The organism is Thermoflavimicrobium daqui (genome assembly GCF_003313465.1).
Classification (GTDB): domain Bacteria; phylum Bacillota; class Bacilli; order Thermoactinomycetales; family Thermoactinomycetaceae; genus Thermoflavimicrobium; species Thermoflavimicrobium daqui.
Genome location: NZ_KZ845667.1, coordinates 258,209 through 276,764 on the forward strand (window position 1 = coordinate 258,209; position 18,556 = coordinate 276,764).

Annotated in this window: 18 protein-coding genes; 4 read left to right on the forward strand and 14 right to left on the reverse strand. The window is 38.6% G+C overall.

The genetic code is table 11. The annotated features are described in order from the left end of the window. Positions 1-7 precede the first annotated feature (7 nt). The 5 genes from DL897_RS11100 to DL897_RS11120 all read right to left on the reverse strand — a co-directional run bounded on the left by DL897_RS11100 (position 8) and on the right by DL897_RS11120 (position 5,250). Positions 8-2,146 carry a CocE/NonD family hydrolase gene (locus tag DL897_RS11100; protein ID WP_113659210.1) on the reverse strand — a complete coding sequence of 713 codons (2,139 nt, stop codon included), beginning with the start codon at positions 2,144-2,146 and terminating at the stop codon, positions 8-10. A 175-nt stretch (positions 2,147-2,321) separates the two neighbouring features. Beyond that, a complete protein-coding gene (locus DL897_RS11105; protein WP_113659211.1) occupies positions 2,322-3,011 on the reverse strand; it encodes an LrgB family protein in 690 nt (229 codons plus the stop codon). Continuing rightward, positions 3,001-3,375, reverse strand: a complete 375-nt coding sequence (locus DL897_RS11110; RefSeq protein WP_113659212.1) for a CidA/LrgA family protein — start codon at positions 3,373-3,375, stop codon at positions 3,001-3,003. The genes DL897_RS11105 and DL897_RS11110 overlap by 11 nt, the downstream gene beginning before the upstream one ends. A 211-nt stretch (positions 3,376-3,586) precedes the next feature. Continuing rightward, positions 3,587-4,390, reverse strand: a complete 804-nt coding sequence (locus tag DL897_RS11115; RefSeq protein ID WP_113659213.1) for a cyclase family protein — start codon at positions 4,388-4,390, stop codon at positions 3,587-3,589. Between the two features lie 182 nt (positions 4,391-4,572). Then, complete coding sequence (locus DL897_RS11120; protein WP_113659214.1) at positions 4,573-5,250, reverse strand: suppressor of fused domain protein; 678 nt, start codon at positions 5,248-5,250, stop codon at positions 4,573-4,575. 301 nt (positions 5,251-5,551) lie between these two features. Between DL897_RS11120 and DL897_RS11125 the strand changes: the two genes are divergently transcribed. After that, the gene (locus DL897_RS11125) at positions 5,552-5,989 is read left to right on the forward strand and encodes a MarR family winged helix-turn-helix transcriptional regulator (protein WP_113659215.1); all 438 of its coding nucleotides are present in this window, start codon (positions 5,552-5,554) and stop codon (positions 5,987-5,989) included. A gap of 22 nt (positions 5,990-6,011) precedes the next feature. Next, the gene (locus DL897_RS11130; protein ID WP_113659216.1) at positions 6,012-6,431 is read left to right on the forward strand and encodes an organic hydroperoxide resistance protein; all 420 of its coding nucleotides are present in this window, start codon (positions 6,012-6,014) and stop codon (positions 6,429-6,431) included. Between the two features lie 111 nt (positions 6,432-6,542). Here DL897_RS11130 and DL897_RS11135 read toward each other — a convergent pair whose 3' ends face one another. Next, positions 6,543-6,725, reverse strand: coding sequence for an EthD domain-containing protein (locus tag DL897_RS11135; RefSeq protein ID WP_113659217.1), 183 nt, complete (start codon positions 6,723-6,725; stop codon positions 6,543-6,545). Between the two features lie 402 nt (positions 6,726-7,127). On the opposite strand from DL897_RS11135, the gene DL897_RS11140 reads away from it, so the two are divergent. Next, positions 7,128-7,670 carry a GNAT family N-acetyltransferase gene (locus DL897_RS11140; RefSeq protein WP_113659218.1) on the forward strand — a complete coding sequence of 181 codons (543 nt, stop codon included), beginning with the start codon at positions 7,128-7,130 and terminating at the stop codon, positions 7,668-7,670. 479 nt (positions 7,671-8,149) lie between these two features. Here DL897_RS11140 and DL897_RS11145 read toward each other — a convergent pair whose 3' ends face one another. Then, positions 8,150-8,932 (reverse strand): alpha/beta fold hydrolase, encoded by a 783-nt coding sequence (locus tag DL897_RS11145; RefSeq protein WP_113659219.1) that lies wholly within the window; start codon positions 8,930-8,932, stop codon positions 8,150-8,152. A gap of 158 nt (positions 8,933-9,090) precedes the next feature. Then, the gene (locus tag DL897_RS11150; RefSeq protein WP_113659220.1) at positions 9,091-10,044 is read right to left on the reverse strand and encodes a S8 family peptidase; all 954 of its coding nucleotides are present in this window, start codon (positions 10,042-10,044) and stop codon (positions 9,091-9,093) included. 353 nt (positions 10,045-10,397) lie between these two features. On the opposite strand from DL897_RS11150, the gene DL897_RS11155 reads away from it, so the two are divergent. Further along, positions 10,398-11,642: an NAD(P)/FAD-dependent oxidoreductase gene (locus tag DL897_RS11155; RefSeq protein WP_113659221.1), complete on the forward strand. Its 1,245-nt coding sequence runs from the start codon at positions 10,398-10,400 to the stop codon at positions 11,640-11,642. A gap of 228 nt (positions 11,643-11,870) precedes the next feature. Here the strand turns inward: DL897_RS11155 and DL897_RS11160 are convergent, their stop codons facing one another. The 6 genes from DL897_RS11160 to DL897_RS11185 all read right to left on the reverse strand — a co-directional run bounded on the left by DL897_RS11160 (position 11,871) and on the right by DL897_RS11185 (position 18,515). After that, positions 11,871-12,581: a metallophosphoesterase family protein gene (locus tag DL897_RS11160; protein WP_113659222.1), complete on the reverse strand. Its 711-nt coding sequence runs from the start codon at positions 12,579-12,581 to the stop codon at positions 11,871-11,873. A gap of 447 nt (positions 12,582-13,028) precedes the next feature. Beyond that, a complete protein-coding gene (locus DL897_RS11165; protein WP_240627386.1) occupies positions 13,029-13,985 on the reverse strand; it encodes an isocitrate lyase/phosphoenolpyruvate mutase family protein in 957 nt (318 codons plus the stop codon). Then, a complete protein-coding gene (locus DL897_RS11170; RefSeq protein WP_113659224.1) occupies positions 13,954-15,246 on the reverse strand; it encodes an MFS transporter in 1,293 nt (430 codons plus the stop codon). The genes DL897_RS11165 and DL897_RS11170 overlap by 32 nt, the downstream gene beginning before the upstream one ends. A gap of 28 nt (positions 15,247-15,274) precedes the next feature. Beyond that, the gene (locus DL897_RS11175) at positions 15,275-16,207 is read right to left on the reverse strand and encodes a nucleotidyltransferase domain-containing protein (RefSeq protein WP_113659225.1); all 933 of its coding nucleotides are present in this window, start codon (positions 16,205-16,207) and stop codon (positions 15,275-15,277) included. After that, positions 16,207-17,325: a GNAT family N-acetyltransferase gene (locus DL897_RS11180; protein WP_168188763.1), complete on the reverse strand. Its 1,119-nt coding sequence runs from the start codon at positions 17,323-17,325 to the stop codon at positions 16,207-16,209. The genes DL897_RS11175 and DL897_RS11180 overlap by 1 nt, the downstream gene beginning before the upstream one ends. 26 nt (positions 17,326-17,351) lie before the next feature. Continuing rightward, a complete protein-coding gene (locus DL897_RS11185) occupies positions 17,352-18,515 on the reverse strand; it encodes a GNAT family N-acetyltransferase (RefSeq protein WP_168188764.1) in 1,164 nt (387 codons plus the stop codon). Between the last annotated feature and the right edge of the window lie 41 nt (positions 18,516-18,556).

Sequence of the window (18,556 nt, forward strand, 5' to 3'; positions counted from 1 at the left end):
TCTATCCTTAATGGTGTGTTTTGTTGAGTATAGGCAATCGAACATGGCTTGGATACTTTTCGTCATGATAGATCGTTTGTGTAGCAACTACCATCTCTGTATCCGTCATCGGATTATTCCCTGTATTATGGTTGGGGAAAATGGAATTCTTCGCTCCAGAAGTTACAGAGATTCGAATCCGGTGTCCCTTTTTAAATACATTGGCGATCTTGGTCATTCGGATCTCATATTTTTCGACTTTCCCCGGTTTTAGTAGCTCTGGTTTCTCCACCGAATTCCGATATCTGGCACGAACGAGTCCATCGGAAAGACAAATCGAATTTCCTTCCTCATCTACATCGGTTAATCGCACAAGCCAATCCGTATCTTTGGCTGAGCTAGCAGCATATAAAACCGCATAAATATCTCCAGCAATGGTGATATCTTCTTGCAATGGTTCGGATGTATATACCAAAACATCTTGACGTAATTCAACATCACGATAATTTTCTGGAACCCTACATTCATTCTCCGACATATCGATTAAGAATGGTGTTGGGTCTTCTGGATCAAACCGATACGTATCGGATTTTTCTTGCTGTGGGAAAATAGAGTCTACACTCCCATCTCCTTGGCTCGTATTCGCATTCCCTTTACTATGCAAATAAAAAGGAGTATATACAACATCTGGAGGTGGCCAATCTTCGGATGTTTTCCATTCATTTTCTCCAACCATATAATATTCCACACGGGCCTCTTTTTCTACATCATTCGGAATATCCTTTAAAAAGTGGTCAAACCAACGTAGCTCTAACTGATTTAAGTCATAACGGATCGCCTGATTTCCAAAGGGAATTTGATGAATTTGTCGTGTTGTATTGAAACTGTGATACCACGGCCCTAGAATCATACGAGTATGCTCTCGATTGTTCTCTCTGTTCATCTCCCACGCTTCGGAAGTTCCCATACCATCATCATCGTACCAACCAGATATTAATAAGGAAGGGACATTAATTTGATTACCACGCTTTGCCCAGTTCGCCTTTTCCCAAAATGCATCATAATCAGAATGATTCATCCACTCATTCCAAAATTTCAATTCTTTCCCCAGTGCTTTTAGGGGAATGTCTTTCAGTGGCCGTGTTTTTAACACCTCATCCCAATCATCACGTTTCATCGCATCATCATTTTTTTTTCGCTCTGCCATCATAAATGACCAAGCTAGCATTCCTGATGAAATTGCGCCTTCTGGTCTTGGAAAATCGACGAATGGAGTACCTGCCGTCACCTGGCTTACGATCGCTTTTAAATGTGGATTGCCACTCGCAGCCGCCGCCCATTGAACGAAGCCGAGATACGATCCACCGATCATCCCTACTTTGCCATTCGACCACGGCTGCGTAGCAATCCAGTTGAGTGTATCATCTCCATCTTCCATTTCATAAATCAGTGGAATCCACTCACCTTCCGAGTCTTCACGTCCACGTGTATCTTGAATCACTAATGCATAACCTCTTTGTACAAAGGAAAGTCTTTTTGGTGCATCTGCTTGCCTTCCGTAAGGAGTTCGAACCAGAATCGTTGGAACCTTCTCTCCATCTGGTAAACCACTTGGTAAATAGACATCTGTGGCTAATTTGATCCCATCTCTAGTGATGACATCCTGTCTACCTAGATACTTAATACCATACAAAGGCTTCGATAAGTGTGGATCATTCCATTGTTTCAAAATGGTTAAATCCTCATATCCTTTTTTGACCAGTACACTGTTGGGATTTCCATTATAGATCCATCCGATCACTTCATTATCCGAAATAATGAGGTCAGTAGGAAATTTCACTTCCTGTAAAGCCCAGATCCAGGCAACCTGTTCTTCCCCTTCTACCTTTCCATCCATTCTAAGATAACGCTGGTATCGGTCTCCCCAGCTTACTTTTACTTCCTCTTCATTAGTCCAATTCATTTGATTGAGTTCAGCTAGACGAAATCGAAAATCAGAGGTTACCATATCATAACCGTGATCTGATGGTAAACTTTCATAAGATGACCATTCATTGGTTTCGATTGATTTTTTTCGATGGTAGATCTCCTGAGAAGTGATACGAATATCCGCTAAATGAATGCCATTCTTATAATAGGAGAATTCTTTATAGATATGTTTATCCATTAAGTTACGCCCTTCCTATTCATTTTTCGACACTTTTTATTACAGTTCCATCCTAAAAAATTTATTTTTTTAAACGAAATATCATAAATCAACTTAACTATTTTAATAATAACATACTTCCATCATACATTTTTCATGCTATTTATCGTCCAAAAGTATAAGGAACTTAGATAGATTATATCTTTATAAATAACCCTACCCATATAGGAATCAAAAGCATCCCTAGCACTGCAGAAAGAATCATCGCTAAGCTAGAAAAAGTCCCTTCAGATTCCCCTAATTCAAACGCTTTTGACGTTCCAATTCCATGCGATCCAACTCCAAACATCACCCCTTTGGCTAAAGGGCTTTGAATCCTAATGAGACGAATGATCCAAGTACCGCCAACCATACCCACAACACCTGTCAGAATGACAAAAGCTGCTGATAAACTTTGATTACCTCCGATTTGACTCGCAATCGTAACCGCAAAAGGAGTCGTAATGGATCGCGGAGCTAAACTATTCGAAATAATAGGATCGAAATGAAATATAGTGGATAGACCTAACGTCAAAAATAGAGCGAAAGTAGAGCCGAATATAACACCAGATAGAAGTTCTATGGTATATCTCTTTAATAATTGCCAGTGCTTTACCATGGGAATTGCGAAAGCAACGGTAGCAGGTTGTAATAAGTAAGTAAATAGTTGCGTTCCTTTTTCATATGCTTGATAAGAAATAGGTACATAATCAACGAGGAATATAAGTAAAATTGGGCAAATAAGTACAGGTGAGAAAAATAGTATCTTCTTTTTATGATATAAGCTTTTAAAGAACATATAACAAATAAGGGTAATCAGAAAGCTAAATATTTCTTCATTCCCCATGATGCCCCCTCCTTCTATATCGATAAAGCTGCTCGACAAACCAAGCAGTAACCATCATAACCATCAGGGTGCCTACTCCCATGACAAATAAAAGACCTAAACTATTTTCAGCTAATAGTGCTTTAAATTGAATCACGCCAACTACTGAAGGAATAAAAAATAGGAGCAATTCTCCTAATAACCATTCTGCTCCCTCTTCCAACCATTCCATTCTTAGCCATTCTTGCTTTAAAACCAACAGCAAAAGAACAAGACCTATTACATGACCTGGTATAGGAAGATGAAAAAGTTGACTCAATCCCTTTCCAATCTCATTAAACAAGATACAAATACAGACTTGTAATACAACTCGAATCACTGTCATCTTTCATTCTCCCATCTGTTATATAACAATTTTTTATTATTATAAATAATTTAATTATGGATTTGTATATAAAAATAGATGAATTCGCTTAACTCTACAAATAAAACCATCTAGTTTTCTACTCTTAAAAACTAGATGGTTTTTAAATAAAGAGTATTCTTTTATCTAAAAAGATACCGAGATTACTTCAATTTACTTCCTGAAGTCTTATCTATTTACCTATTTCTTCTTCAAAAATAGCAACAACACGGCTCCATCCTGCACTAGCTCGCTCTATATTTATCGGAAATGCTGATACTTTGAACCCAAACGGCTTGGGAATCTGATCTAAGTTGCAAAGCTTTTCAATTTGGCAATATTCTTTTTCACGCCCCACCAAGTGAGCTTCCCAAAATTGTACTTTCCCTTCTTTTGCTTCCTTTGCTAGAACATCAAATGGGCGGTCTAGCCCCCAAGCATCGATTCCAATCAAACGAACCCCTTGATCTACGAGCCACTCAGTCGCTGCTTTTCCCAGTCCAGGATGCTTTAATTCATACCCAGGGCTTTTGAAATATTTAGAGGTTCCTGTATGTATCATAATAATATCAAAAGGTTTAATCTCGTATCCAATACGATCTAATTCCTTTTGAATATCTTCAATCGTAATTTCTTCACCCGCTTGTTTATGAGTCATATCTAAGAGAACACCGTCTCCATAGCACCAGTGTAAGGGTACTTGATCTATCGTTTTAGCAGGCTTACCAGCAGATTTCGATCCATAATGATAGGGTGCATCTACATGAGTACCCGCATGTGACGAAAGAGTTACTTCCTCCACAGCCCATCCTTCTCCATCCGGCCAATAGGAAGCATCGAGTCCTAATATTTTCTCTGTCATCACAGCTGCCTCTTCATGCTTTGAATAACGAATCTGATGTGGATTTAACTCAAAAGAGCTCGTTTCATTTTTTAATTGATCACTTAAATCAATAAGAGTAACTCTTTTACCATTTTTCTCAAATATTTCCTTCATACAGGCCCTCCTACGTTTAGAAGCTAAATATCGCTTTATATAAAATAGTAACACTAAAGTAATTATCTTGACTATCATTACAAGTTTTAAAATTGCAAAGGCTAGCTTTAGCTTTAAAACGATAAATAAGAACTTATATGCAGTTTTGATATGGACTCTGAGACGAAAAAGTAAGCTATCGGTTATACAACCGAATCTCGATGAATCGATGATTGATGATAAGACCGATGTGAATAGAACAAATCAACTAATTTTCTTCTTCCTTCTGCACCATGATGTCGAATATAGTCTAGCTCAGATAAAGTAATTAGCTTCACACTTACCATTTGAATCTCACCACCTGGTAGCGAGATCTTTGAAGGGATATTAGGTGCATCCATACCAATCAGAATCCCGACTCGACCTTCTTCATCGATAAAAGCATCTGGCAGATCAATATCGAATAATTCCATAGAGAGAACACCATAGTGTTCTAATAATTCTCTTACTCTACCATGATTAGCTATATTTTGAGATACTTGATATAATATTTGAAATTGCCATGTTTTGTTGATTTCACTCATGTCTGTTTGGGCTTCTAGCTCTTCCGACTCCATAAAACACTCCATTCCCAAACCTTGATTTAATTCATTCAATTCCTCAAAGGGATCAGACAATCCATCACTTGTCAGAATAACTGAACTTGGAGTATCTATTTTCAAAAAGGCTTGCCGTAATGCCGGCCAAGTCGGTCCATTCATAAAGGCTGGATTGATAAGATGTGTTAATACATAAGGATCTACATTTCCAATCGATTTCCAAAATTGTGCTCTAATTTCAATCGATCGATCAACTTGTGCTTGGTATAACGTCTCATTCATAGTATTTCCTCCTAGATAATCGCATTTGAATCAAAGAGTTTATTTCCTATCCTGTTGTATTCACATTATTAGAATGTATGTTCTTATTATAGCATTATCTTGCTCTTTTGTGTGAGATTCGATATAATTATTGTAGTAAATTTAATTGTGCACAATCTAATTTACTACAATTTATTAAGGGAGAATGGATCTAGAATATTATTGAAGATTTCTTTTAACTTCCTATGAATAAAAATAAATGGACTGTTAAAAGATATTTTCTAACCATCTCACTTAATAGCTTACCAGAATGGGTGTTCAGATGAATGACTTACTAAAATTAGATAACCAGCTTTGCTTTGCTATCTATGCATGCTATCGAGAAATTTCTAAAATGTATCGCCCATTCCTAGATGAATTAGGCATTACGTACCCTCAATATCTTGCCTTACTTGTACTCTGGGAACAAAAAAAGTGCTCAGTCAAAGAGTTGGGAGAACGCCTGTATTTAGATTCAGGCACCTTAACTCCTATGTTAAAGCGAATGGAAGCAGCTCAATTAATCAAAAGAAATCGCTGTATGGATGATGAACGAAAAGTAATTGTCCATCTAACTAAGCAGGGAGAATTGCTTAAAGAAAAAGCAAAATGTATCCCTGAAGCGCTTCTTAGAAACAGTGGTATCCATCAAGAAGATTTTTTACATCTTTTAAAACAACTTAAACGGTTACTTCGTCATGTGCATGATCTAAATAAATAATGATTGAAAAGGTGGAGTGTTTATGGAACCGTTATACACGGCTACTGTAACTGCAACAGGTGGAAGAAATGGTAGAGTTGTTTCTTCTGATGGCCTAATTAATTTAGATGTTAGAATGCCTAAAGGCTTAGGTGGCTCTGGGGAAAAGGCGACAAACCCTGAACAACTCTTTGCTGCTGGATATGCTGCTTGCTTTGATGGGGCATTAAATTTGGTCGCAAGAACGAAGCGAATTAAAATACAAGACACAGAAGTGACCGCACATGTTTCTATTGGGAAAGATCAAAATGGTGGGCTACAACTCGCTGTGAAGTTGGATGTGAAAGTGCCTGGAGTAGATGAAAAAGTAGCTCATGAACTCGTAGAAGCCGCACATCAAGTTTGCCCCTATTCAAAAGCAGTTAAAGGAAACATCGAAGTAACTCTAAATGTAGTTCGTTAATCTTAGAAAACAAAAACATCCCTTTTCACAAAACATAGTGATTAGGGATATTTTTGTTTTCTAAGATATAAATAGTCATGAGAAGAAATCCTTCCCTTTTGATTGTTCATGCTACTCAATTAAGTCACGATGAGCAGTAAAAGTATATTCTTTACCTAAAAAAACCCCAAGATGTCCTTTATTTTTACTAGTTAGGAGGCGAGCTATTTCCTTACCTTCTGGAGTTGACAATGCTTGTTGAATTGCTTCTTCTGATTCATAATAGGTTTCAATAATAAGCTGTACATCTTTCAAACCTTCAGGTTGCTTCTCAGGATTTTGATTGAGCAGTCGGTTACATTCATCTTGATGACTCCAGGAAGCTTTAACATTTTTGGCATAACTTCACTAACATAAAATCTCTCAAATTCCCCAATATCCTTGAGGTTCTTATAAATACCTATCGTTTTATACATAATTCTATCACCTCTTCGGAGTATACGTTACTAAAACCTACCTTCTATCTTTTAATTACAAATGATTGATTAATTTCTATTATACATTTATATTAGAATAGTCCATTTTATTATACTCGAATTTTTTTCGATTGAAATATTTATTGATTAGTTATATTTTATTTTTGATTGAGTTCAAAAACGAACTCGATTTTTAAGGAATCAGATTCCGAGAGAATTGACCACTCTAAGGAGGATTATTATGGAGCTTTCCGGAGAAAAAATATTACTGTCAAAGATTTCAATCAATGATTTGGATTTTATTTGCAGGATCGAATGTAATAAAAATTTATGGTACTTTGAAGAATATGTAGAATCGGATAAAAATGTTGTACGTGAAGAGTACATACAAAAAATTGAAGAAAAAGAAAAACCAACAAGCTACGATTTTATTGTTACTATAGCTACGGATAAAAGTAAAACCCCGATTGGTTTAGCCCAAATTTGGAACAATAGTGAATATAGAAAGAGCTGGGAAATTGGTTTTGCAATACTTCCTGAATATTGGGGAAAAGGTTATGGAAGCGAAGCAGCTAGACTGTTATTACAATTTGCTTTTGAAGAGTTAGATGCACACAAGGTAGTTGGAATGTGTAATGCAAATAACACACGATCAGCAGCTCTAATGGAACATATTGGTATGAGAAGAGAAGCTATTTTTAAGGAAGAACTTTTTTGGCAAAATAAATGGGTTGACCAATACTATTTTTCTATTCTGGAAAGAGAGTATTTTGATAGAAACTAAACCCTAGTACGGAACAACATTTCGTCCAGAGACAAGTTATGCATGCGAGAATATATAGGCTCCTCAGCAGTAGTAAAAGTAAAGTATAAAGAAGAGAGCTACATAATTATGCCCAGTAGCATACGGTTTCTACACAGATTCCTGTATAATTTTCGTTACGCTTTGTTTTCTTATTCATAAATCACATAAACCCCTGCTTTTAATCCCGATTTTCGCTATTAACTAGTTAAAAATCGGGACTTTACATTCTCTCTATTATGCTGCTTTTGTGCGTATCTCAAATATATATCCTACCTAGGACATCCTCCGAAATGGCGTATTGCTTCCTTCTAAAATTGAACATATTTCTTGAATTGTTCCCATACTCCTATAGTGGATCAGTGGTCAACACTATAACAGTTACATACTGTCCAACTGCATAAGAAAACCGTTTATCCATCATTGGTAGTTATTAAGAACTTAGAAATGTATCCAAGTCATCAACTTAATTCTTCTTTAAGAATTTTGTAAAATCTATCTTTGGCAGATCGTTCTTTCCAAGGGATATGTCCGCAGTCTTTTAAAAGAATCAACCTAAATTCCTTTATAATTTTAGATAAAGGTTTTTCTACTCCCTCATACGGATGAGGATCATAATCACCATGAATAGCAATCACTGGACATTGTACTTGTTTTCCTAATTTTAAAAGCTCTTCACTTCGCCTTAATTCGCTCGCTTCTTTCCAGACACTTTGATAAATATCGATTTGTACTTCTATTTCTTCATTTGTTGTAGGGAAAGGATCACATGAATCTGCTTTAGACATTAGCTTTCCAAATTGGGCCAAGATTAAACTTTTATCTTCGATACTAGGACTTAGTAAAGCTTCCTGCAAAGAATAAACTTTTTGCTTATCTTTTTCATTCAATCGACTTAATCGTGTCTCCATGATCTTTGAAGTATATTTCTCTTCAAAAGGACCACTTCCAACTAAAATCAATTTGCAGACAATAGAAGGATAATTTGCAGCTAAAATAAAGCTTAACCATGCACCCCATGAATAACCGATCAATGTAATCGGAGGTTTTCCATACTTCACCAAGATAGACATTAATTCTTCCATTTGTCCTTGTATGGATTCAGATGTTTGTAATGGTTCTAAAATACCACAAACTCTAGATAATTCCTTCTCTACAGGGGCCATTTCTCCTGGAGCTCCTGGGCCTCCATGAATCACTGCTACTGAAAAAGGGGGATCCCCATATTTTCTATGCTTAGTCATGCTTCGCACTCCATATCATTTGATTTTTAAGAACTAGACCATTTTAATATAACTTTTCTCGGTGGGAAATTTCCAAATAAGATAGTTTTTACGAAAGTACAAAATAGCCGATTTCTGATAAGGAAATCGGCTGAGTCTGTTGTAAACCCCATTCTATTCTAACAATTCACACGTTCGAGATAAGCTAAGTCAAGCAATCCATTGCCTTCTGCCCATTTGCTATTACCGAGTGGGATGGTATGTTTACAAATTTGCGAGTAGATTTCTGCTTCATTAAATTTCCGACGAAACTCTTTTTCACCTTGGCTTAATATCAATGCTGCAGCTCCTGCTACATGTGGAGTAGCCATGGAAGTTCCCGAAAACCGAGCGTACTTATTATCGGGAATTGTGGAAATAATTTGAACCCCAGGAGCTACTAAGTCAATTTGATCGTTGGTATTGCTAAAATAAGCTATTTTTTGATTTAAGTCAACAGCCCCTACTTGTATAACTTCAGGTAGTGCACCAGGATATGCTATTTCAATGGTTTCATCCCAATTATCTTCTTGTTTCCCTTCATTCCCTGCTGCACAAATAACTACAATCCCACTTTCAGTAGCTCGACGAATAGCCATGTGCATTTGATAATCATATACAGGTCCGCCCAATGACATACTAATTACTCGAACTCTTTCATCATTCTTTCCACGCCAGTCAATCGCATAATGGATAGCATTTGTAATACTTTGATATGTTCCTTGTCCTTGACTATTTAATACTTTTAAGATTAACAATTTTGCTTTTGGTGCAACTCCGATAACACCCTTCCCATTTTCGACTGCTGCAATTGTACCAGCGACATGTGTCCCATGACCATTCCCATCACTTATATTATGAGGGTCTCCTTGATCATCATCAGTAAAATTTACTCCTTCAATGATTTGTCCCTTTAGATCCGGATGATCAGCTTGACAGCCTGTATCTAAAACAGCAATTACAACTCCATCACCTTTATTCCCTGTCTTGTCCCAAAATTTTGGTGCATGAATCATCTGAACACCTGGTGGAATTTCATTGGCTGAAGAATAAACTTCATCGATTTGGTAAGGGATCAGTTTTACTTTATACATCGAAAATCTCTCCTCTCTTCCATCTATATTTATGAGTATGATTCAAACAGCTAAATAATGAACATTTCCTATCATTTCAATAGTCAATATTCTAACAAGAATGTAACATCGTAGATCTTCTTATTTTTTTGTAACGTTATTTTTTGATAAAAAAGATATAATGGGATACTTCCTTTTCATCTTCATTTTCTATTATTCCGTATATTACAATAATATATTGTGCGGATTATATATAATAATCAAATATTGGATAGGATATGGATTTATCAAAATAATATCTCTAGTAAATAGACTTACTATTATAAATAACATTTATTATAATTAGAATAAAATCATCCTTACGAGGTGTTATTATGAAAAAACACTATGATGTTATTATTGTAGGTTCAAGATGCGCAGGCTCTACCTTAGCTATAGAGCTAGGAAAAGCTAATTACAATGTATTAATGTTAGATCAAGCCACTTTTCCAAGTGATACCAATTCAACCCATACCTTCTTTAACAATACGGTACATATGTTGAAAGAGCTCGATGTAATGTCGGAATTAGAAAATACTTCAGCGCCAGCCATTCAGCGGGTCCTTTTTCAATTCGATGATATAAAAATCGAAGGTGATTTACCTCCTATCTATAATGAAGAGAGAAGTTATTGTATTCCTCGAAAGTTTTTTGATCAAGTGATGCTTAATAAGGCCACCTCTTTTACTACAGTTACCCATATTGAGGGATTTCGAGTCAAATCACTTCTGAAAGAATCAGATACAGTTGTTGGAGTTGAGGGAACAAATCAAGCAGGACAAATCTTACAATTTACAGCTAAGTTAGTTGTTGGAGCAGATGGGCGTAACTCTACCATACGAGATCTACTTAAGTTGACACCAAAACAAAAAGTTCCTACGGACTTTGCTTTCTTTTATAGCTACATCACTGATCTAGAACAATCATCCCCTCCAAAATTTGAGGTATATCGTATCCATGATCGAACATTGGTTATTTTCCCAACTACTGAAGGTCAATATGTTGTATTTATTGCATTCCCACTTACATACAAAACATGGTTAAAAACATTTCGCGAAAAGCCTCAAGAAGCTTATTTAGAATTTTTAAAAACCAACTTCCCTGAGATCCACCTTGAAAGTCGGCTAACCAATGCAACTGTAGTCGAACGTGTCAAAGGCTTGATCGGATTTAATAACCATTGGTATCCAGCAATGGGCAAAGGATGGGCATTAGTAGGTGATGCTGCTGTCTTTAAAGATCCTGGTGTTGCCCAAGGAATGCATGATGCGATTTATGGTGGACGTGCCTTAGCTGATGTTTTAAAGCATCATGATTGGGAGTTACAGTTAGAGGAAATGAGAGAGCTTTATGAAAAGAAATTGGAAGAAAAGTTTTCAGAGTTGTTTGGGCTTGCTCTTACACTTACCAAAAATCAACTTATATCAGTAGAACAAAAGATGATACAACGCATAGTCAGTGCCAATCCTGAAGCCACGAAGCAATTTTTAGGTATGTACAACCATGCAAATACAATTGATGAATTTAATCAAACTATTGTAAAAATTATTCAAGCATCAGGTGGTTCTCCCAAAAGTTAGATAGAATATAATAATTGTTTATAGTACTTCCTTGGAAGACTATGGATAATATGACCAAAAAACTAAATCATTCTTAAAACCAATGCAAGTCTTTCAACTATGTATCATCTCTTGAAATTCTGGTATTCTGGGTGTTCATATCTTCGTTCTCAACTCTTACTTCCTGACTCACCCATGTTAAAAGCACTATATCCCAATTATCAAGGATATAGTGCTTTAGTCTAGTGATCAAGGTCCTTTTGATGGTGGATTGAGGATATGAACAGCAAATTCACCAGCATGAGGCATTCCTGAACATTCTATTTGCTTCACTGCTTGATTTATGTCATAAAATGTTTTCTTCAGTTCAACCTTGTTACTAAACAGAGCCCAGCAAGCAGCTTGGGTACCAAATGGCAGACCGACGCTTCCAGGATTGACTATCCGCTTGCCACAAGCCTTTCGATCGAATTGTATATGTGTATGTCCGCAAACGATTACGAAAGGTTCGATCCCTTCAAACATTGGCTTTAATTCTTCTTCTGGTGTGTTCACGCTAATTGCTTCTTCATCGCTACGAGGTGATCCATGAACAAACAACACGGTACCAAGCCCTTCTATCTCGATCTTCTGCCACTCTGGAAGATTTGCCAAAAACTTCTGTTCCTCATTAGACAGCTGATCCGTGCACCATTGATTGATTTCAGCAGTTAACACATCAAGCCCCTGTTCTACCCCGTACCGTTCTCCCACTTCGCGGTCCGCATTGCCCCGTACAAAACGCACTTCACAATCCAATTGATGTAACCGTTTTAGAACAGCTGCTGGCTCTGGCCCCCACGCCACATCACCGCCCACGACGATTAGATCCACTTCTTGAGCTAAAATTTCCTTTATCACTGCTTCTAAAGCCGAATCATTGCCATGTATATCGTATATAGCTGCTACTTTTTTATACATAGGTAACTGCTACTAAAAACATAGAAAAATATCCTGTTGTCTAGAAACTTCCTGTTTCATTGTGTCTAGTCTCACTACTCTCCCACTATTAAGGTTGGATCATCACACTCCACAGGCGTTTAAATTCTAGTGTAGTCCCCAGTACATACACATGATTTCAATAGGTCTTCATCGTGTATTAATTTAAACTTGGTTATCGGCTATGGATATCCATTTCTATGCTTTAAAGTAGTTTTCCCCCCTCTTCAATCATAAAATAATTAGGAATGTTCCTTCATATTATTCCACATTTATTATATTTCTAAAGACTGCTATCTAATTCCTTCCCACTACATAGATGAACCAGTAAGTGATTAATTTACATGAATACACCTATCATTTTAAATAATATATCTATTCAGTTGATATGTCTATGAAAAATCCTTTCTAACTTCCACTAGTTCTCCTTTACTTGTTTTCACCATAGATGATCTGCTCCATCTCTTTCATCTTTGCTACATTCTGTAGATTAAAGATCTCTTCTACCGAACAAATTTCCTGCTCGATCACCTGAGTCGTTCCTGATTGCCGAATTCGCTTTAGTGCCTCATCCATAGCTCGAACAGATGCACGTAAAGCTTGATTCGCATAGATCGTCATCCGAATCCCTAGATTTTTCAGCTCTTTTACTGTGATATCAGGGTATTTGGTCGGCACAACAATAAGCGGCACTGGTAAAGTCCAATTTTTCGCAAACTCAATAATTTCATGCGGTGTTTTTTGCTTGGAATGAATCAAAATCGCATCCGCTCCTGCTTCGACATAGGCACGGGCTCGATATTGTGCCTCTTCTTGTCCTAAGCCTGCAATCAATGCTTCCACACGGGCAATAACGGTGAAATCCGGATCTTTTTGTACATATTTAGCTGTACGAATCTTCGCGCAAAATTCATCAACTGAGACTAACACTTGTTGACGGTCATCAAAAGAGTTTAACTTTGGAAATACCTTATCTTCGATACAAATTCCCGCGATCTTGGCCGCTTCATATTTCTCCACCATCTGCCTTACATTATGGATGTTACCATAACCGGAGTCACAATCTGCAATGACAGGAAGCGAGCAAGATTCGTTCATCATCACCGCCCATTGCAAAAATTCTGTCATACTGAGAATACTCGCATCCGGAACAGTATGAAGTGCGGAGATGCCAAGCCCGCTCGCCCAAATCGCGTCAAATCCATGCTTTTCGGCCAACTTCGCACTTAATCCGTCATGTGCTCCAGCTACTAATACCATACGGTCTTCACCAAGCATTTTTCGCAAGATCTCCGCTTTGGTCTGTTGCCTCTTCATATAAACTAACTCCTTTCTCGCATTGAAAGCTGAATATTTAGGTCTTGCTAGCCGTTTCAGCTCTGTCACTTAACGTCGTCTCCTTCATCCCCAGACTACGCACAGATGAGGAGAGTAAACCCAAAATGGCACTAACCAAGACAATAAGTCCACCGCAGATAAAGGTCACTTCTACTCCAAAAGCTGTTACTGCCACCCCGGTTACCGCCAGACCAACTGGCATCATACAATACGAACCAAGACTGTCCACACTCCCAACACGACCGAGCAAATGCTGCGGTACTGTTTCTTGTAAAGTTGTTACCCAAATCACGCCGAACACTTGGAAACTTATACCATATAAGACAGCCATTGTAGCCACTAACACTAGGCTAGGGAATAGTCCCATCAACAATAGGCTAACTCCCATTAACGCAATGGCAATGAATGTGATGACTCCACGCCTACGTAAGCGGTTTAAATCGATATGACCTACCATTAACCCGCCGAGCAACGCGCCAACCCCGGTCAGTGTAAAGATCAATCCAAGTACGCCCGCCCCTGATTTCATGGGGCCGAGAACCAGAAATGACAATCCAACATCGATTACCCCACTCACAATCGCATTAGCGACGGCAGCAATAGCGATAATAATCCACAACCACTGTATAGAAAAAACATAACGAAGTCCTTCCTTTATCTCAGCTAACAGACCCACTTTTTCTTCTTCTCCATTAGTAGACTTCTCTGTTGGTGACTGAGCAACATAAGAGTAACGAATGAAAAGCAGTGTGAGAGCTGAGATGACAAAAGACAATCCATTAACCATAAAAGCAGCAGCCATGCCGAAAAACTCGACGACTAACGCTCCTAGAATCGGGCCACCTATTACGGCACTCTGCCGCCCAATACTATTTAGTGAGTTGGCTTGCAACAGCATTTCCTCTGGAATTAGCTCCTTAACGATTACCATATAGGCTGGTTGAAAAAAAGCATCAGCTAAACCAAAAATGATGTAGATAGTAATCACTAGCACAAAACTCGGTTGATTTGACAGTGCCAATATTGCAAGAGCAAAGGCCATTACTGCCCGTATAAGATCCGAATATAAAAGAATCGTTCGCCGAGACATACGGTCAACAATTGCCCCAGCAAATAGCATCATCAGAAGATTCGGTATCAAAAAGGCAATAAACGCAATTGCTGTTGCATTCGCTGATCCAGTAGTGGTCACTACATACCATACGAAAGCGACCCGAAACACATTGTCACCTAGGTGAGAAAGAGTTTGCCCACTCCAAAGCAACGCAAAATCTCGGTGTCTTAAGGCTGTGAAAGCTCCCCAATTCATAATTGTTCCTCCTCTTCGCTACTCGTGCTCAGACGAACAGGAACGAACTATCAATCTGCCATCTTCCCTGTCCATACTGTCGTAAAAACTCCGCAACTGAAACCAATACCGGATCCTTTTTTACATAGGAAAACAAACTGGCTAACTGATTTAGGATAGAGTGAAAATAAGTAATGCCCAACTCTTCCTTTTGCGGAAAAAGCAATGTCTCCACCTGTAGTAACGGCTCAGGTAATGTCTCCTCTTTTTGTTTTAAACGTTTAATATATTTTAGCGCTAACTTAATGTCATGCGGTGTAACACCTTTGGCTGCCAACGCTGCCAGTACCACTCCTTCTGCTGCGATTCGCGCCATGACTCCGCTCGTCAACTGATCCTCTCTACTATTTAGTCGGCTAGCACTGTCTTCGAGATAATCCATGGCCCCGATGAAATTAAGAAGTAGTTGCGATTCTGGCAAAAGATCAGTACGAGACTCTCGCTTCCAACGCTGATGACGCTCAGCTCCGGCTAACGGGATACCCATCCGAAGTCGATTTAAGAACCGAACCTCCAAGATTTGCAGAACAGGCAGACAAATTGGCTGTGTGTTATCATCAAAAAATACCGCAAACTTCCTCATTGCTTGTATCAGACGTTCGATCGACTCCATTCTCACAAACTCAATATTGACCTCTACTCCATTGACCATCACGAGATAATCATCGGAGAGGCTAGTCGGATGGGGTATAGATTTCGCTTCGTCCTTTATAGTTGGAGTTTCTCCTGCTTCGAGTAACACGAGTAAATCAATATCGGAAGAAACATGTGATAATCCCTCAGCATAAGAACCCACTAATAGTACAGCTGAGTCATTAGGCAGTCCGTAAAATAGTTTATTAAACGATTCAGGATTCACGCCACGCTCTTCCACCGCCGCTTGTACTGATGGCGGCAATTGTACCCACATCGAATCTTTCATCAATACTCCTCCTTCAGTTGCTTCAGTGTCATCTGAACGAAAGAATGAATCCCAAGTAACCAACCATCAACGGCCGTCACATCGCACCCTCTTCTTTTCTTTCCTTGCCAATGACCAATCCCATAACCGATTTTGATGATCCCTAATCGATAAGCCTTAGGAATCACAGAATAAAACGCCGTGTCGAAATGAACAAAGCTTGATTTGGGATGCTCGTAGTCAGTTCCAGTCCAAAAAGCATAGAGAAAATCCTTATGTTGTAAGAATAGGGTAAAGCCGATTAAATCACCGTCAGCCATCGCTCGTGCTACTAGAAGATCTTCTGATGAGAATGCGTCTTTCAGCCGTTCCAATCGACGATATTCCTCATCTAACGAGGAGTAGTTGCCATACTTTCGAACCAATTTTATCCGTAATCGAAGCAAATCTTCTCCACTTTCATTTAACGGACACACCTCTGTTTTAACCCCTGCTTCGTATAGAAATTGAATCTCTCTCTTTATTCCTGATCGTTGCTTCTTTTTTAGTCCATTGATGTAATCATCAAAAGAGTTGCCTAATAAACGTAATTCCGATTTATATGTTAAGGGAAACTTTTGATATCCCTGTTCTGCTAATACATTTGTGAAGTCATTTTTATCCTCTGGCACATACAAATACCCGATCAATTTCAACCCTTTGGACTGAGCCCAACTGGCAATCTCTCTGATTAGAATCCGCATCATCTGTACATTACTGTACTCCTGTCCAGCCATAGTACATTCATAACCTGGCCACATTAGGATCAAACAGGGAAACCAATCCTCACGACGTGTTACCTGTCTAAGTACAGATCGACGGGCAGCTATCTTCTCATTAATAGGAAAAACTGGTTCTTCCGCTAACATTAAGTCGTAAGGATTGTAGGCATTATAACTGGTCGGAGAATCAAGAATGGAGCCATGTACCATCATCACTGGACAGGAAGCTTTCTCAAGAAGGAACATGAAATTCTTTCCTTCAATCCTTCCATTCATTACTTTCAGCCAACGTGGAGAAGAGAATAGAGAACTTTCATCCAAATGCTTCCCAAGCAGCGACTGTCCTTCTAAGACACGGAACCGTAATAACTTCTCCATGTCTGTAACTCCTTCCGTTTTCCGGTTCATCCGTTCATATACCGAGAACGCTCACGCTTCTCCCACTCGCAACGCACAATCGCAATTTGCCTTATAACAGGTATTAAAGTGGGACACAACGCTTTTATCCAACCACCGACTGGGGTCAAACGGCAGCCTCTTCGTCTTTTGGCATCAGTAGCTGCATGACCGTAGGAAATACAGGTAACCCCATACACCGCTGCTTGTTCAACCGGTTGATAAAACGTATTTTCAAAATACGTGAACTTAGCTCTTGGGTCGTCATATTCGCTTCCGGTAAAAAAAGCATGCCAAATATCCCTATCTCTTATAAATAAAGTAAATGAAAGAAGTTGATCCCCATCCTTACAACCAAATACGGTTATTTGTTCTCCAAACATATCCTTCAATCGTTCAAAACGCCTGCGTTCCACAACTTGATCTACTTCATGCCCATATTTTCGTTTATTTGCACAACGAAGGTGTACCATTTCTTCTATCCATGGTTCTAGAGGGATCACTTCCGTCCGTAAGCCTAGTTCTCTCATTTGTTTACGTTCGCGACGAATTTTCTTGCGCATCGGATGAGTAAGGGACTGTAAATATATCTCGAAATTGCCTTCGGATAGATACAAATTACTGCAATGGGTCAGTGGCACCCAGCTAAAACCATTTCGTGTTAAAACCTCTGACCAGACTCCATCTTCTTCTGCATATAAAAGAGTGATCAATTTCAACTCTTGCTTCTGTCCCCAATCCACTACCTTTGAGATTAAAGCTTCAAGGTCTGCTTTTTCTCGATATCCTGGACCGATGGGAAAACATTCATAACCAGGGTAGGTAAAGATCAAATTAGGAAACCACTCCTCAGCTGATCCTATCTGCTCCTGAAGTTGTATCAGCATTTCATGTGCTATTTTATCCGCCTTAAACACACTATTTGTCGAAGTCAACAGAGTATGGACATTTTGCAGTTCGTATGCATTTGGGTTATCGACGACACTTCCAAAAAGTCCGAGACGACTCTTTTCTGCCCGACTAATCGTCCACCATAGTTTTTTCCCTTCTATTCGCTCACCCATCGTATCGATCCACATTTTTTGGGCAAACAAAGAAGCTTGTTCCGAGAGTTGAGACCATTCATCCGGCGCGGCGGAATTCACTTTAAGCGTATAATTCCCAGCTGTCATCCAGCTTTTTCTCCTTCCTTTTCTTTCAATTGCTATCATGT

Coding starts and splice junctions, on each gene's coding strand:
- DL897_RS11145 (WP_113659219.1), bottom strand. CDS start 8,932: ATGACTAAGCATAGAAAATATGGGGATCCCCCTTTTTCAGTAGCAGTG.
- DL897_RS11140 (WP_113659218.1), top strand. CDS start 7,128: ATGGAGCTTTCCGGAGAAAAAATATTACTGTCAAAGATTTCAATCAAT.
- DL897_RS11110 (WP_113659212.1), bottom strand. CDS start 3,375: ATGACAGTGATTCGAGTTGTATTACAAGTCTGTATTTGTATCTTGTTT.
- DL897_RS11120 (WP_113659214.1), bottom strand. CDS start 5,250: ATGAATGAGACGTTATACCAAGCACAAGTTGATCGATCGATTGAAATT.
- DL897_RS11100 (WP_113659210.1), bottom strand. CDS start 2,146: ATGGATAAACATATCTATAAAGAATTCTCCTATTATAAGAATGGCATT.
- DL897_RS11150 (WP_113659220.1), bottom strand. CDS start 10,044: ATGTATAAAGTAAAACTGATCCCTTACCAAATCGATGAAGTTTATTCT.
- DL897_RS11125 (WP_113659215.1), top strand. CDS start 5,552: ATGAATGACTTACTAAAATTAGATAACCAGCTTTGCTTTGCTATCTAT.
- DL897_RS11105 (WP_113659211.1), bottom strand. CDS start 3,011: ATGGGGAATGAAGAAATATTTAGCTTTCTGATTACCCTTATTTGTTAT.
- DL897_RS11115 (WP_113659213.1), bottom strand. CDS start 4,390: ATGAAGGAAATATTTGAGAAAAATGGTAAAAGAGTTACTCTTATTGAT.
- DL897_RS11185 (WP_168188764.1), bottom strand. CDS start 18,515: ATGACAGCTGGGAATTATACGCTTAAAGTGAATTCCGCCGCGCCGGAT.
- DL897_RS11130 (WP_113659216.1), top strand. CDS start 6,012: ATGGAACCGTTATACACGGCTACTGTAACTGCAACAGGTGGAAGAAAT.
- DL897_RS11160 (WP_113659222.1), bottom strand. CDS start 12,581: ATGTATAAAAAAGTAGCAGCTATATACGATATACATGGCAATGATTCG.
- DL897_RS11155 (WP_113659221.1), top strand. CDS start 10,398: ATGAAAAAACACTATGATGTTATTATTGTAGGTTCAAGATGCGCAGGC.
- DL897_RS11180 (WP_168188763.1), bottom strand. CDS start 17,325: ATGGAGAAGTTATTACGGTTCCGTGTCTTAGAAGGACAGTCGCTGCTT.
- DL897_RS11175 (WP_113659225.1), bottom strand. CDS start 16,207: ATGAAAGATTCGATGTGGGTACAATTGCCGCCATCAGTACAAGCGGCG.
- DL897_RS11170 (WP_113659224.1), bottom strand. CDS start 15,246: ATGAATTGGGGAGCTTTCACAGCCTTAAGACACCGAGATTTTGCGTTG.